This is a genomic window from Curvivirga sp. (genome assembly GCF_965219885.1).
GTDB lineage: Bacteria > Pseudomonadota > Alphaproteobacteria > UBA8366 > Aestuariispiraceae > Curvivirga.
The window spans coordinates 1,144,911-1,159,355 of record NZ_CBDCOT010000009.1 but is presented as its reverse complement, the minus strand read 5'-3'; the positions used below and the strand labels follow the sequence as shown (position 1 = coordinate 1,159,355).

15 protein-coding genes are annotated in these 14,445 nt (G+C 43.0%); 5 read left to right on the top strand and 10 right to left on the bottom strand.

The window, feature by feature from the left end; translation table 11 throughout:
• Positions 1 to 68 precede the first annotated feature (68 nt).
• The 4 genes from ACOQOA_RS10975 to ACOQOA_RS10960 all read left to right on the top strand — a co-directional run bounded on the left by ACOQOA_RS10975 (position 69) and on the right by ACOQOA_RS10960 (position 3,418).
• On the top strand, positions 69 to 731 hold the full coding sequence (locus ACOQOA_RS10975; RefSeq protein ID WP_420548672.1) for a DsbA family oxidoreductase: 663 nt from the start codon (positions 69 to 71) through the stop codon (positions 729 to 731).
• A 118-nt stretch (positions 732 to 849) separates the two neighbouring features.
• A complete protein-coding gene (locus ACOQOA_RS10970; protein WP_155156273.1) occupies positions 850 to 1,575 on the top strand; it encodes an SIMPL domain-containing protein in 726 nt (241 codons plus the stop codon).
• A gap of 93 nt (positions 1,576 to 1,668) precedes the next feature.
• Positions 1,669 to 2,601: a methyltransferase domain-containing protein gene (locus ACOQOA_RS10965; RefSeq protein ID WP_420548671.1), complete on the top strand. Its 933-nt coding sequence runs from the start codon at positions 1,669 to 1,671 to the stop codon at positions 2,599 to 2,601.
• A 7-nt stretch (positions 2,602 to 2,608) separates the two neighbouring features.
• On the top strand, positions 2,609 to 3,418 hold the full coding sequence (locus tag ACOQOA_RS10960) for a hypothetical protein (protein ID WP_420548670.1): 810 nt from the start codon (positions 2,609 to 2,611) through the stop codon (positions 3,416 to 3,418).
• Positions 3,419 to 3,421: 3 nt separating this feature from the next.
• On the opposite strand, the gene ACOQOA_RS10955 is transcribed toward ACOQOA_RS10960, so the two are convergent.
• From ACOQOA_RS10955 to ACOQOA_RS10930, 6 genes are all read right to left on the bottom strand, one after another.
• Positions 3,422 to 4,351 (bottom strand): hypothetical protein, encoded by a 930-nt coding sequence (locus ACOQOA_RS10955; RefSeq protein ID WP_420548669.1) that lies wholly within the window; start codon positions 4,349 to 4,351, stop codon positions 3,422 to 3,424.
• Between the two features lie 126 nt (positions 4,352 to 4,477).
• Positions 4,478 to 4,930, bottom strand: a complete 453-nt coding sequence (mutT, locus tag ACOQOA_RS10950) for an 8-oxo-dGTP diphosphatase MutT (RefSeq protein ID WP_420548668.1) — start codon at positions 4,928 to 4,930, stop codon at positions 4,478 to 4,480.
• Positions 4,931 to 4,950: 20 nt separating this feature from the next.
• Positions 4,951 to 6,180 carry a bifunctional glutamate N-acetyltransferase/amino-acid acetyltransferase ArgJ gene (gene argJ / locus ACOQOA_RS10945; RefSeq protein WP_420548667.1) on the bottom strand — a complete coding sequence of 410 codons (1,230 nt, stop codon included), beginning with the start codon at positions 6,178 to 6,180 and terminating at the stop codon, positions 4,951 to 4,953.
• A 68-nt stretch (positions 6,181 to 6,248) separates the two neighbouring features.
• On the bottom strand, positions 6,249 to 7,133 hold the full coding sequence (locus tag ACOQOA_RS10940) for a peptidylprolyl isomerase (RefSeq protein WP_420548666.1): 885 nt from the start codon (positions 7,131 to 7,133) through the stop codon (positions 6,249 to 6,251).
• 24 nt (positions 7,134 to 7,157) lie between these two features.
• Positions 7,158 to 8,048 (bottom strand): LysR family transcriptional regulator, encoded by an 891-nt coding sequence (locus tag ACOQOA_RS10935; protein ID WP_420550103.1) that lies wholly within the window; start codon positions 8,046 to 8,048, stop codon positions 7,158 to 7,160.
• Positions 8,049 to 8,201: 153 nt separating this feature from the next.
• The gene (locus ACOQOA_RS10930; RefSeq protein WP_420548665.1) at positions 8,202 to 9,200 is read right to left on the bottom strand and encodes a mitochondrial fission ELM1 family protein; all 999 of its coding nucleotides are present in this window, start codon (positions 9,198 to 9,200) and stop codon (positions 8,202 to 8,204) included.
• Positions 9,201 to 9,410: 210 nt separating this feature from the next.
• On the opposite strand from ACOQOA_RS10930, the gene ACOQOA_RS10925 reads away from it, so the two are divergent.
• Positions 9,411 to 9,923, top strand: coding sequence for an Lrp/AsnC family transcriptional regulator (locus tag ACOQOA_RS10925; protein ID WP_155156291.1), 513 nt, complete (start codon positions 9,411 to 9,413; stop codon positions 9,921 to 9,923).
• A 31-nt stretch (positions 9,924 to 9,954) separates the two neighbouring features.
• Here ACOQOA_RS10925 and ACOQOA_RS10920 read toward each other — a convergent pair whose 3' ends face one another.
• The 4 genes from ACOQOA_RS10920 to ACOQOA_RS10905 all read right to left on the bottom strand — a co-directional run bounded on the left by ACOQOA_RS10920 (position 9,955) and on the right by ACOQOA_RS10905 (position 14,436).
• A complete protein-coding gene (locus tag ACOQOA_RS10920) occupies positions 9,955 to 10,647 on the bottom strand; it encodes a hypothetical protein (protein WP_420548664.1) in 693 nt (230 codons plus the stop codon).
• Positions 10,648 to 10,733: 86 nt separating this feature from the next.
• Entirely contained in the window at positions 10,734 to 12,635 is a 1,902-nt protein-coding gene (gene cobT, locus ACOQOA_RS10915; RefSeq protein WP_420548663.1) for a cobaltochelatase subunit CobT, read from the bottom strand.
• Positions 12,636 to 12,675: 40 nt separating this feature from the next.
• Entirely contained in the window at positions 12,676 to 13,683 is a 1,008-nt protein-coding gene (gene cobS, locus ACOQOA_RS10910) for a cobaltochelatase subunit CobS (RefSeq protein WP_420550102.1), read from the bottom strand.
• A 144-nt stretch (positions 13,684 to 13,827) separates the two neighbouring features.
• Positions 13,828 to 14,436, bottom strand: a complete 609-nt coding sequence (locus ACOQOA_RS10905; protein WP_420548662.1) for a J domain-containing protein — start codon at positions 14,434 to 14,436, stop codon at positions 13,828 to 13,830.
• Positions 14,437 to 14,445: the final 9 nt, after the last annotated feature.

The following is a 14,445-nucleotide window of genomic DNA, read 5'->3' as shown; positions in this document are numbered from 1 at the left end:
TCCTACATAATGCATCCTGACGGGGAATGTCAGCATAATTCTGATCAAAAAATTCAAAAGGACAAATCATGAAGCCCTTTATTCATATTGATATCATTTCAGACGTGGTTTGTCCGTGGTGTATTGTTGGCTATAAACGTTTGCTTTCTGCGCTTGAAGAAATGCAGGATCGTATGGATTACCAAATTCAATGGCACCCTTTTGAACTTAATCCTGATATGGAAATGGAAGGTGAAAATCTTCGCGATCACATCGTCAGGAAATATAATTCTTCCCCTGAACAAAGCGCCAGTATTCGTGAAACACTTATACAATATGGTTTGGATTTAGGGTTCCAGTTCAACTTCTTTGATGACATGCGCATCTATAATACCTTCATGGCGCATCAACTTTTACATTGGGCTTTGGAACAAGGTAAACAGACGGAGCTCAAACTTGCCTTGTTTGATGCATATTTCACTCATAAGAAAAACATTTCTGACAGTGCAACACTTTTAGATGTCGTGGGCAGCATCGGCCTAGATAAAAACGAAGCAAAATCAGTGTTAGAAGATGGTCGTTATGTGGAAGCCGTTCGTGAAAATCAACGTCGATGGCTATCCCTAGGCATTCAGGGTGTTCCTGCTGTTGTTCTAGATAATAAATATTTGATTTCCGGTGCTCAAGAAGCCTCCTATTTCAAACAAGCACTTGAACAATGTTTGGAAGAAGTAAAAACAGAAGATTACTAAAAACCCTGTCTAAAGATCGTTAAATTCCTGACATATTTCCGCCTGATTGACGCCTGACAATCCTCTTTCTCAGGAGCTTAATCTTTATCGTGTAAAACCACGATAGTCAGGAGAGGATATGTCAAAACCAAATCAGACCGGATTTATATTTTTAGGTTTATTTCTAGCTTTAGGAATAACCCTTGGTGGCTATTTCATCGGGCAAACCATGTATAATGCCAAAGTCGCCCTCAACACGGCAGAGGCAAAAGGTTTGGCAGAAAAGCGCGTAAAAGCGGATCGCGCAAACTGGACCATAATTTTTAGGAATGCAGGATATAAAAGTGAAGATATCCCAGCGCTTTATAAAAAATCCGAAGAAAACCAAAAAACAATCATCAACCTGCTTAAACAAAATGGCTTTGATGAAAGTGAAATCAAACTCGGCGTAATTGATTATTCTTATATGGAATATCGGGATGACAATCAAAATCTGGTTGATGAAAGACATCAACTTACAGGGTCTATTGATGTTGAAACTGATAAAGTAGATTTGGTTTCAACTGTGAGATCCAGCATCAACAAGCTGATCACACAAGGCATTGATATCGAAAATTATGCCCCAAGATATTATTTCACCAAGTTAAATGAAATTAAGCCGGAGATGTTAAAAGAAGCGACACAAAACGCACGTATCGCCGCAAATGAATTTGCGTCAAATGCCGGTGCAAATGTGGGGCGCATTCGAAATGCACGACAAGGCGGATTTATCGTTCGCGATGCAGGTGAGGAATATGGCGATACAGCAAAAATTGAAAAAGACATACGCATTGTCACAACCATCACCTTCTATTTAACGGATTAGTCAGAACAAATCACTCATCAAGGAGAGCCTGAAAGCGCCGATACAAACACTTTCAGGCTTGCCTTTTTCGCCTAGATAGACATAGTGCGGCTTATGACTGATACATCTTTCACATCCTCTTCTGATGCGGTGAATATTTTTGACCGCAATGTCGTACGTATGCACCGCACACGGGCTGCAAAAATCACAGCTGATAAGGAATTTGGTGATGCCAATTTCCTGTTTATGGAAGTTGCAGACCGCCTGGTGGATCGCTTGTTGGATGTTAGTCGAAATTTTGATTTGGCGTTAGATATCGGATGTCATAGTGGCGAGGTTCATCACTGGCTTCAAAACTGTCCTGATAAGGTGAAACATCTTATCCAATGCGATATGGCAGAGGCCTATGCAAAAACAGCCAATGCACGCGCGGCTAGCTTCGTAGCGAATGAAGATTTACTTCCTGTTAAGCCGGAAAGCCTTGATCTGGTGATCAGCAATCTATCGCTTCATTGGGTGAATGACTTGCCCGGCGCTTTTGCACAAATCCGCCAAAGCTTAAAACCAGACGGGTTGTTTATGGGCAGTATGATGGGTGGTGAAAGTCTATTTGAAATGCGTTCTGCCATTATGGAAGCTGAGATTGAGCTTTCAGGTGGTATTAGCCCACGGGTTTCACCATTTGCCGATATCCGTGATGCAGGCAGTTTGATGCAGCGTGCTGGTTTTAACCTTCCTGTTCTGGATAGCGAAGTCATTGATGTCACCTATGAAAACCTGTTTAAACTGGCACAGGATTTACGCAACATGGGCGAAACCAATGCAGTTCATGAACGGGTAAAAAGTTTTTCATCTCGTCAGTTATTTATGCGTGCCGCAGAAATTTATGCAGAAAAACATACAAATGACGAAGGGCGCATTCCAGCCAGTTTTGTCATCGTCTATATGCATGGTTGGGCACCAGATCCAAGCCAGCAACAACCTGCAAAACCGGGAAGTGGTCAAACAAGCTTGGCAGATTTCCTGACCGATACTCAAGAAGGGTAAGCATCAAATGAGTGACAAATATTATCTTCCAGCCATTGGCATGCTTAAAGACGCCTTCTTTTATGTTACTGGCGAGCGTAAAAATTTTATCGCTATGGCGGCGTTACCTATTATTGGATTGAGCATACTTGGAACAGTATTAACCCATCTATATCCAGAGCCTTTGTTAGTGATCAATCCAGAAACACAAGTGCCAAGCGTGAATATGTCTTTCATTCCTATCTTGATCGTAAATACAATTTTATATGTGATGTTCGCTGTTGCATGGCATCGTAAATGGCTTGTGGGTGAAGCCGATATCACCATCTATTCCGCCTTAAAATGGGACACACGAAAGACAAAATTTCTTGGTCGCCTCATTCAAATCGCCGGCATTTCCTTTGGTATCATGATTGGTCTAAATTTACTTATTTCATTACTTCCGGGAACTGGCGGCTTTATGATCAGCCCCTTTGGTACGATCCTCGCCTTCGCTGTGCTTACTCTAACATTCGCGCGCTTAAGCTTACTTTTTCCGGCAGCGGCTGTGGATGATAATCTAGATCTAAAAGACTGTTGGAATTTAACAAACGGCAATGGTTGGCGTTTGGGTATTCTGGCCATCTTGCCACCAATCCCTCTTGCCTTTATTCAAATCATTATTCAGACGATTTTGTTCACAATCCTGGTTGCCATCAACATCCCAACGGAGAGTTTAGTTGTGCAACTTTTCCTGCATTTGGTCCAGCATAGCTTGAACTATTTTGGTATTGCCATCGGGGTTTCTGCCCTATCCATGGCATATCAGCAATTTAAACAATTTGCAGAACAGGACTAAAATTTAGTTTCTTGGAATCACGGTGATTGTGCGTTCAAACTCTTTTTCTTCTGAGAGTTTGAATTCGTAATCGAAAATATAATGGCGACTAACAACACGGCCTTTATTGGTTTCTCGAAAGGCCTGTTCCAAGGTTAATATATTTTCAGGCGCATAATGATCCATAAAAGCTTTTAAGGCTTCTTCCACATCGTCTTTTGGTTGAATAACACCTTTGACCTTATCCTGGTTTACTTCCTGACCAGTCCATACCAGCTGACTGCTTTCAGTCTTGCCGTTTTTCTTGGCTTCATTCACATACCAAACAACCAAATGATTATCTTCGTAAGGACAGCTAAATCGTGTCCGCTTTTCTTCTTCAGGCCCCACCTTTAGATACTGGTCCTTGGTTTGCTTACAGCCGAAAATGTCCTTGGCGCCATCAATCTCCTGGGCCAGAGTGCCAAAGCCTCTTAGGCTTGGACGAAACTTCTTCTTTTTCTTCTTTGTATTTTTCGCTTCAACCTTTTTGATTTGGGATCTGTGATAATCAAATTTGATCATATATTCCTTATTTTCACCATCAAGATCCATTAATCGCCTATATACTTCTAGGCGCGCACGATGTTCATTTTCATTCAACTTGGAAAGATGCTGTTTCAACATCAAAATACGTGTCTGGTCATCCTGCTCAAGTGAGGATTGGTAGAAATGGTTGGCAAAATATAATAAGGACGCAATTGGCAAGAAAACAAATAAGACAACAGCTAATTTTGTCTTACCTGGCGTTTTGGAACGATCAAGGCTTCGTGGGTCTAGAATTTTATACTTTTTGGGCTTGGCGTCATCGTCCATTTCCAATCCAGTTGGAATTGGCTCACCACATTTACCGCATACTTTCCAGCCTTCCTTAAGTTCCGCAGAACATTTCAGGCAATACAAAATCTTAAACACAACAGATCAACCCGCTAAAACCTACGCATTCGTTTTCATTACTTTTTACGAATGTATAATTTAATTATCGAACGGACCTGTATCTAGCAAGAAACATCATCTTGCATTTGATTTAAATGTCGCTTGTTAAAGCAAATCCCGCAGCATCGCGATAAGCGGAATATCAGCGGGCGGCATCGGATAATCCCGTAGTTTTACAGGGCGCACCCATGCCAGTTCCTGCCCTTCCTTGGACTGAGGTTCACCTTCCCACATACGACAAACATAGAGAGGCATAAGTAGGTGGAAATCATCATATTCATGGGATGCAAAAGTAACAGGTGCTAAACAGCTTTCACGGGTATCAATACCAAGTTCTTCTTGTAATTCACGTATCAAAGCAGCTTCCGGTGTCTCACCTTCATCTACTTTTCCGCCCGGAAACTCCCAAAGGCCCGCCATGGATTTTCCCTCCGGACGTTTCGCAATTAATACACGCCCATCTGGATCGACCATCGCGACCGCAACAACCAATATGATCTTCTTCGCATTCACAGCCTGTTCAGCACGTTCACCCGCTTGCCAGCATCCACTTTCCATGACTTTTCCTAGACTTGAATTTAAGAACGATAATCCGCATTGATAGAGATATAACCATGTGTCAGATCACAAGTCCAAACCCGCGCCTGACCATCACCTATTCCCAAATCCACAGCAATATCTACATGATCACCACGCAAATGATTTGCCACAGGTGCTTCATCATATCCATCGACACCTTCGCCTTTTTCCGCAATAACAACACCGCCCATAGACACGGTTAAGGTATCACGATCAGCACGTTCACCCGCCTTACCAACAGCCATCACAACACGTCCCCAATTCGCATCTTCCCCTGCAATCGCAGTTTTTACCAATGGGGAATTTGCGATAGAAAGTGCCACAGTTTTTGCAGCCCGATCACTATCAGCACCGGTTACATCAATGGTGATAAATTTGCTTGCACCTTCACCATCTTTTGCAATTTGTTGGGCAAGATCGATCATCACCTCATCAACCGCTGTAATGAATTCTTCTAAAATCAAATCATCTGCAGTGGAAGGTATCGGGTGATCGGCTTTAGCCGTCGCAGCCATAATCAATGTATCACTTGTTGAGGTGTCCCCATCCACAGTCATGCAGTTAAAGGATTTATCAGCTGCCCGTTTCAAAATCAGGCGCAAAACGGATGCCGGAATATTTGCATCGGTAAATACAAAAGAAAGCATGGTCGCCATATCTGGTGCGATCATACCTGACCCTTTTGCAATACCCCCGATTTTTACCTCAACTCCTCCGATCTTCGCGGAACGATAAGAAGCCTTCGGGAAAGTATCCGTAGTCATAATTGCTTCTGCAGCGGTTTCCCAATTCCCGGTTTTCAGGCTTTTCTTCAACCCTGGCAAAGCCGCTTCGATTTTTTCTACAGGTAAGCGTTCCCCGATGACCCCGGTAGACGCCACCAAAACTTCTTCGGGTTCACAGCCAATTGTTCTAGCGGTCGCATGAACCATTGCTTCCGTTGTCACAACGCCAGACTTACCGGTAAAAGCATTGGCATTACCCGAATTTACAACAATGGCGCGGGCTTCCCCATTTGGTAATACTTTACGGCACCAATCAACAGGTGCAGAACGCGTTAGGGATTGAGTTAAAACACCTGCAACTGTAGATCCTTTTGCCAACTCCGCCAAAAAAAGATCTGTACGACCTTCATATTTTACACCAGCTTCCGCGGCGCCTAATTTCACCCCTTTGATAACAGGGATTTTTGGAAAATTTTCTGGTGCTAAAGGAGAAATATCAGACATGGCATACCCTCAAATAATCTTTGTGTCTTTAGGATGTAATCCTTGAAATATCAGTATATACAGAATTTTTACTGGGATAAAAGGCTTCTTAACTCAGGAATATCAGACGCGGGTGCATCAATTGGATTCCCTTGTAAATCATAACGCTGCACCTGATTTTTTTTAATAGCATCTTGAACAACCTGAAATGCTAAAGCCTCACCAACAACCTGTTGAAGTCGTGGTAACATTTGCTCAAAACTAGGTGGCTGCCCCTGACGTTTATCTTCCACCAAAATCACATGCCAACCAAATTTGGTTTGTATCGGGCTTGATGTATAGGTGTTGGGTTGCATGCCAAAAGCCACATCTTCAAATTCTTGAACCATTTGACCACGCGGGAAATAACCTAAATCCCCGCCTGATGGTGCAGAACTTCCTTTAGAATATTGTTGGGCCAATGACGCAAAGTCATTTCCCTGCCCCATCAATGCGATAACCTGTTCTGCTTCGGCTTTGGTATCTAGCAAAATATGTCTCGCTTTAACCTCTTCACCAAACTGAGCCGTCGTAATATAGCGATTATACTCTTCACGAAGCATTTCTTCGGTGATCAAGCGACGGACAGCTTCACGCACGTAGATATCATGCACCAATCGATTTTCCAGCGCCTTCAGTTGTTGTTGCACGTAAGGACTATCCGCGATACCTACCGCACGCCCAGAACTCACCACTGCTATTTGTTGAACTAATAGCTCCAAAACATGTGGATAAAGCTCTTCCTTGGTTCTACTTTGACGTAACTTGGCAGGCAGGCTTCCATAGGCTTGTTCAAAATCACGATCCGTGATTTCCTGCCCAGCTACAGTGGCAATGACTTTGGGCGCCTGTTGCGTTTGGGCTATACCAACCTGACTTCCCATGACCAATACAGCCGCTATCGGAGCCGCTTTCAACCATTGCCATTTTGTCATTATGAAATCCTCTTATGGATAGAATTAGAAATCTGCTTCTGCCACTTTACGTAACAAGAAATCACGAAAAACTGTGATACGTTTAGAATGACGCATCTCTTCAGGATATACGAAATACGCCGGAATAGGTGGTCCTTCAAGTTCAGGCAAGATATGTTGTAAATTGCTTTCTTCCGGTATCATATATTCAGGGATCGACGCAATCCCAAGACCACTTCTAGCAGCACGATATATACCATAGATATTATTCACCATTACAATGGGAACACGCGGATTATCCAGGCTCTCATCTGTATGGATCAACCAGTTAATGGTGGAAACAGGCTGTGGTGTATCATCACCAAAAGTAATAATGCGGTGATTATCCAAATCTTTACCGTCTTTCGGCTCTCCATATTTCTCAATATACTCATCCGCGGCGTAGACTTTATGACGTACAGTCATCAGCGGACGTTGAATCAAATCTGGCTGACGGGGTACTGACATACGAATGGCCACATCAGCCTGACGCATGGATAAGTCTACTTCTGTATCTGATAAAATTAGATGCAGTTCAACTTCTGGATAAAGTTCGATAAATTCTTTGATAAGAGGGGTTAACCAAGTATTTCCCAAGCCCAATGTTGCCGTCACTCTCAAAGGACCACTTGGTAATTCTTTGGAATCTGTCAGGCGATTTTGCGCCATTGTCAGTTTGTGAAAAACTTCCTGAACAGTCTTATATAACATATCCCCTTGTTCAGTCAGAATAAGGCCACGCGCATGACGATGGAAAAGAGGTGTTTTCACACTTTCTTCCAATGCACTAACCTGACGACTGATCGCAGATTGCGACAGGTTCAATTTCTCTGCGGCATGGGTGAAGCTGCCTGCTTCCGCAACTGCGTGAAAAATACGCAATTTGTCCCAATCCATTGGCATTTCTGCTCTCCCGATGGTTTTTATAAATTTTGCCCCCGCATATACAGACCATGCAGATACATTAAATGTCTGTGTTATTACTTATAGGGGCGATTTTATAGGATGTCTATTCATCAAAACGACAGTTTGATGATTGAAAGGAAGGCTTTATTTAGCCAACCAGCCCAATTTGTCCAGCACCAAATCCGCCATTTCTGCTGTTTCATTTCGTGTTGGATAAGACCAGTCCGAAATTTGACCTGTAAATGGGCGTGTCATCTCTTGTTTATTCAATTGATCATGGAAGATATCAAATTTGGTTTTACGTATCGGATCCACATGAAAAACAAAAACAGGTTTACCTGTCGCGCAAGCCTCAGACACCATATTGGCAGAGTCACAAGTAACCACCACATAATCGGCTAAACCTAAATAACCGAAATACGGGTTCTCACCCGTTCCATCCCAATAAACATGCGGCAGATCTTTAAGGGCAGATTTCAGAATATCTGTATTCTCAGGGCTGGTACGACGAGACGACGTTACCATTAATCCACCCCCTGTTTGAGCCACAACCTTAGTCAAACCTTGCGCTAAGTCCTCAATGTCCGAAGCAGTATATTTGTATACTTTATTATCGCCACCGACTGACACAGCAATTAAGGGCTTGGGTAAATGCTTCAATTTCTCCCGCCATATATTTGCGGCGCCATCTAACATCTTCCGGTTTACCCGTCCTAGTGAACCATAGGTCTCAATAAGATTATCACCTTTTAAACCATCATGAATAGGTGTGGTGACTAAATCAAACTTCTCCATATCAATCCCAGGATTTTGAATATGGATTGTGAAAATATCTTTGCCAGCTTTATTAGCCCTTCTACGGATTTCCGCATTTGGACATGCCGCTTTTCGTGCACAAGAAATCACAATATCGGGCCAAGGTTCATGAAAATGACTACCATCGATCAAGTCCACGCCAAAAACACCTGTGGGCCATAACTTATTAGGAAGATATTTCCACGGTACCTTGCCTTTGATGAGGCGATATTGGATCTCCAAATCTTGATTATCTGCTTTTAGTTTTTCCTTAAGGGATTCCGCCAATCCGCGCGCCTGAGCAATCATTCCGGCCTTATCTTCGCTGACAACCCAACAAATTCGCATTATTTCGCGCCTATCCCTTAATTTTCACTTGTAAGCTGGTTCAGAAAGGACTATGCCGAGCACCGAAAGTAAATGCAACCGATCTTGCACCTCTACTTTCCCTTCCTAAACTAATATTTTCATATTTTTTCGTTCGTAGTCGCAATAATATTCTTGCGCTACACCGTAAGAATGTTTTAAAAGAAGCCCAAAATTTGAAAGGGTAAAATAATGCGCCGTACTAAATTGGACAGAATTGATCGTCAAATCCTGAGCGATCTGCAAGATAATGGTCGTATGACCAATGTTGAGTTAGCCCAACGTGCAGGTATCTCAGCACCGCCATGTTTGCGTCGTGTTCGTGCCCTTGAGGAATCTGGTTATATCAAAGGATATCATGCTGAGGTCGACGAAAAATTCCTTGGTTATGGTGTTACTGTTTTCGCTTTTGTAGGTTTGAAAAGCCAAGCTAAAACTGATCTTGTTAACTTTGAAGATAAAGTAAACGGATGGCCCTTAGTACGCGAATGCCACATGTTACAAGGTGAAACCGATTTCTTGTTGAAGATCGTTGCCCGAGACATGGAAAGCTACAATAAATTCCTTACCGAAGAGCTGACTGAAGAAGAAAATGTTGCTCATGTGCGCTCTGCGCAAGGTATCCACGCATCCAAACGAAGCTTTGGCGTACCCATTGATCTAAGCGACAGCGATGATGCGGTTTATGACGGTGAAAGCGATTAATCGTAACCCAAAGACAGTTTTTACAGCCCTATCAGTTTAAATGCTGATAGGGTTTTTCTTTGGCTAAATAGTCGGAAAACACATCCATAAACTCTGAGAATTCAAGACCCAGATAATGATAGAGTGGTCGTTCACCAAAACTATGCTCTTCGATTGGATTGACCTTAAATCTCTCTTGTGCGATCAAAATGTCAATTGTCTGCTTTTCACTTAGAAAACCTATAATCTTTCGATCTTCAAATGCTTTATGTAATTCAGTTTCCGTGTGAAAAGGCGCATAACTATATCCTTGTATGGCATTATCTGAAACAACCTTTTCATGCCAATTGATACCGGGCACATATCCAATCACGGCATTTGACCCATATTCTTCAGTCTTTCTATGAAGCCATAATGAATTCTTCAAAGAAAATAGCGGCACAGCTGATCTAACAAATTCACGTTCATAAGCATTTTCAACCAATTCGAGGCGAAACAGCTCCCCATCTACCAAACCTTTATTAAAGTCTGCGATGCCACGCAAACCGGGCCTTGCAATCTTGGTGACCTCACAGCCTAAATTTTTATAAGTAGATATAAGCGTCTTTGCCGCGATCTCACCTAATGGATCGCCTTCGATCACAGCTATATTTTTGGGACAAGTAATTTCAGAAGCTTGAGCCGAAAACAGACTCAAAACAATAAAACTGAATGTATAGGTAATCCTGGACAGAAACGACAACATGATAACCTCACAACTTAATTGGTAGATATAGTATTGAAGTTATTCACTATTTAGTAAAGGCGATTTTGGAAAAAAATCTCTACCGCTTAAGAAACGTAACTTTTGCGTTGCGATTTTCCACCAGAAACAGAAGCCTTTAGATCAAATAAATCAGCCAATTGTTCCATCATCGTGCCACCTAATTGCTCTACATCCACAATCGTAACCGCACGCTCATAGTAACGAGTCACATCATGACCAATACCAATTGCGCATAGCTCAACAGGTGATCTGTTTTCGATAAAATCGATTGTATCACGTAGATGACGTTCCAAATAATTACCACTATTCACAGATAGGGTACTGTCATCAACAGGGGCGCCATCAGAAATCACCATCAAAATACGACGATCTTCTGGACGCGCTAGTAATCGATCATGCGCCCAAAGCAACGCTTCACCGTCGATATTCTCTTTCAACAAGCCTTCACGTAACATCAAGCCCAAATTCTTCTTACCACGACGATAGGGCTCATCAGCAGCTTTGTAAATGATATGGCGTAAATCATTTAATCGTCCCGGATTACCCGGTTTGCCATCCTCAATCCATTGTTCACGGGATTGACCGCCTTTCCAGGCTTTTGTCGTGAAGCCCAGAATTTCAACTTTCACACCACACCGCTCTAATGTGCGTGCCAAAATATCCGCTGACATAGAAGCAATGGTGATTGGACGTCCACGCATGGAACCAGAATTATCCAATAACAAAGTTACAACCGTGTCTTTGAAATCGGTATCCTGTTCCCATTTAAAGGAAAGCGCATGGGTTGGATTGGTTACAACACGACTTAAGCGACCGGAATCAAGGATACCTTCTTCCAGATCAAAATCCCAACTGCGGGTTTGCTGCGCCATCAAACGACGTTGCAAACGATTAGCTAGCTTGCCGATAATACCTTGCAAATGAACCAGCTGCTGATCCAGCATACTGCGTAGACGATCTAGTTCCTCTGGATCACATAAATCTTCTGCACGAATAACTTCATCAAACCCTTTGGTAAAGATAGAATAGAAATCTTCTTTTGGCACGTTGCTCAGATCATTTTCCGGACGCCAACCTTTTGACGCATCAGATGATTGTTCATCCCCCGGCGACGGCAACATATCATCCATCATCATGTCTTGGATTTCATCATCGGTCATGCCTTCAGCATCTTCGGATCCTTCGCCCGCTTCTGCTTGCATTTCCTCGTCTTCGGCTTCTTGTTCACCACCGTCTTCGTTCTGGTCCTGACCTTGCGTTTGATTATCCTGCATTTGCTCTTCAGATTCTTCAGTGTCCTCGCTGTCACTTTCAGAATCTTGTGGTTCTTCCATGCCCATATCTACATCCATCTGGCGGATAAGGTCACGGGCAGCCTTCGCATACGCAGACTGATCGGTCATTAATGGTTTAAGGTCATCCAGCGCTTCTTCCAGTTTTTCTTCCAAAACCGGACGCCATAAATCAACAACTTCTTTGGCGGATGGTGGGACTTCTTGACCAGTCATATGTTCACGAGCCAAAAGACGCACAACTTCTGGCAAAGTTGTATCAGCCTTTTCCTTCATACGATGATAGCCAAGACGCATATAACGTTGTTCCAAGGCTTCCGCGATATTACCACGCGCCCCTTCCATAAAACGGCTACCTGACGCTTCGATACGCGCTTCTTCCAACATATCAAAAATTAAAGGCGCCATATCCCCTTTTGGGCGGTTACGTTGATGTTTTGTGGCATCATGACCGGAAAGACGCATGGCAAGCAAATCTGCTTCACCACGAGAACGCGCAATTGCTTCTTCATTGATCTCACGATTGGGATAAGGCAAACGCGCGCGGTTACCCGCCATATGTGCAGGTTCACTGCCATATGAAACTTCGATATCCGGGATTCCTGTGATCGCCCGAAATGCCGCCGCATTTCGTTGCTTGAAATCCTCTATCGCTTCTTGCTTATCCTTGCTCATGCAACACCAATAAATCTAAACAGGGTATTTGAATCGGGCCTTAGCCGATTTGAACACGTGTATCTGTTTTTAATTCTTCACCGAAACAACGTTGATAATATTCAGACACGATTGAACGTTCTGTTTCATCACATTTGTTTAAGAAGGTCACACGGAAAGCAAAGGCCAGATCATTAAAGATTGCTGTATTTTCTGCCCAGGTAATCACAGTACGTGGGCTCATCACAGTCGAAATATCCCCGTTGATAAAGCCGGCACGTGTCAGGTCTGCCATCTGTACCATTGCATTGATACGTGCACGGCCCTCCTCACTGTCATATTCAGGCAATTTCGCCAACAAAATATCAACTTCGTCATCATGTGGCAGATAGTTCAAGGTTGTCACAACGGACCAACGGTCCATCTGACCTTGGTTAATTTGTTGTGTACCATGATATAAACCGCTTGTATCACCCAAGCCGATTGTGTTGGCAGTCGCAAATAGGCGGAAATTTGCATGTGGATGGATCACGCGGCTTTGGTCAAGCAAGGTCAACTTACCAGCTTTTTCCAATACACGCTGGATCACAAACATCACGTCTGGACGACCCGCATCATATTCATCAAAACAAATAGCGACAGGACGTTGTAATGCCCAAGGAAGAATACCTTCCTGGAATTCTGTTACTTGTTTTCCATCACGTAAAACAATCGCATCTTTACCCACCAAATCAATACGGCTGATATGGCTATCAAGGTTAATACGGATACAAGGCCAGTTTAAACGTGCGGCAACTTGTTCGATATGTGTGGATTTACCTGTACCATGATAACCCTGCACCATCACACGTCGATCAAAAGCAAAACCGGCAAGAATGGCCATGGTTGTATCATGGTCAAACTGGTAGGTTGGATCAACTTCCGGCACATGATTTGAACGTTTGGAGAAAGCTGGTACTTTCATATCAGAATCGATACCAAATGTTTCGCGAACAGATACTTCAATATCCGGCGCAACAAGGCTGTCTGTATCTACGATTTCTGTATCCAAAGAATTTGCATCGCTCATATTTGTCATAGCGTCACCAATTGATCCTTAATTTTTAATGAAAGGTATCGGGAGATTAAGTCAGCCGACTCACCCTAAACCTAGCGTGTTGCAATACCTTTAAACCCGCTTTTCAACTTTTGCACTCGAAATCGTACAGAAATGTCAGGAAAAAGACTTTTTCAATCGCGAATAAGCCTGATTAACGGATTTCAGTCTTTCTACGGCTTTAGGGTTATCTTGGTTCAGGTCTGGATGTAAATCTTTTGCCAATTCTTTATAGCGCGCTTTCACTTCCAATTCATCGGCTGGATAATCAAATCCCAAAGTCATATAGGCTTCCATTTCAGGATGTGATCTTAACGCATCTTGTTTGGCCTTTTTTGCCTTTGCCGAATGGGCTGTCGCTTCTTCATAAATTTCAAATGGGTCATATATTTTCCCATTGAAATTTGGTCGTCTGCCGGAAGCATCTCGTGCTTTAGACTTTGGGTTCGCATGTCCCCCATTATTACCTAATGGCCATGTGGGGCGCCCCCAACAAACATCTGTTTTGATCATGGTATCAATATCAGATTGATCCATACCTTCGCAGAAATTCCAATTGGCGTTATATTCCCGCACATGCTCCAAACAGAACCAGAAATAATCCTGTAAATTGTTACTTGATTTCGGGGCACGATGCTCTCCCTCCAGAGTACAATCAGGATGGTCGCAAACACGGAAATGCTTGCGACCACCTAAAGGATATTTCTCTGTAAAAGGACGAGGCATAGTCAATCC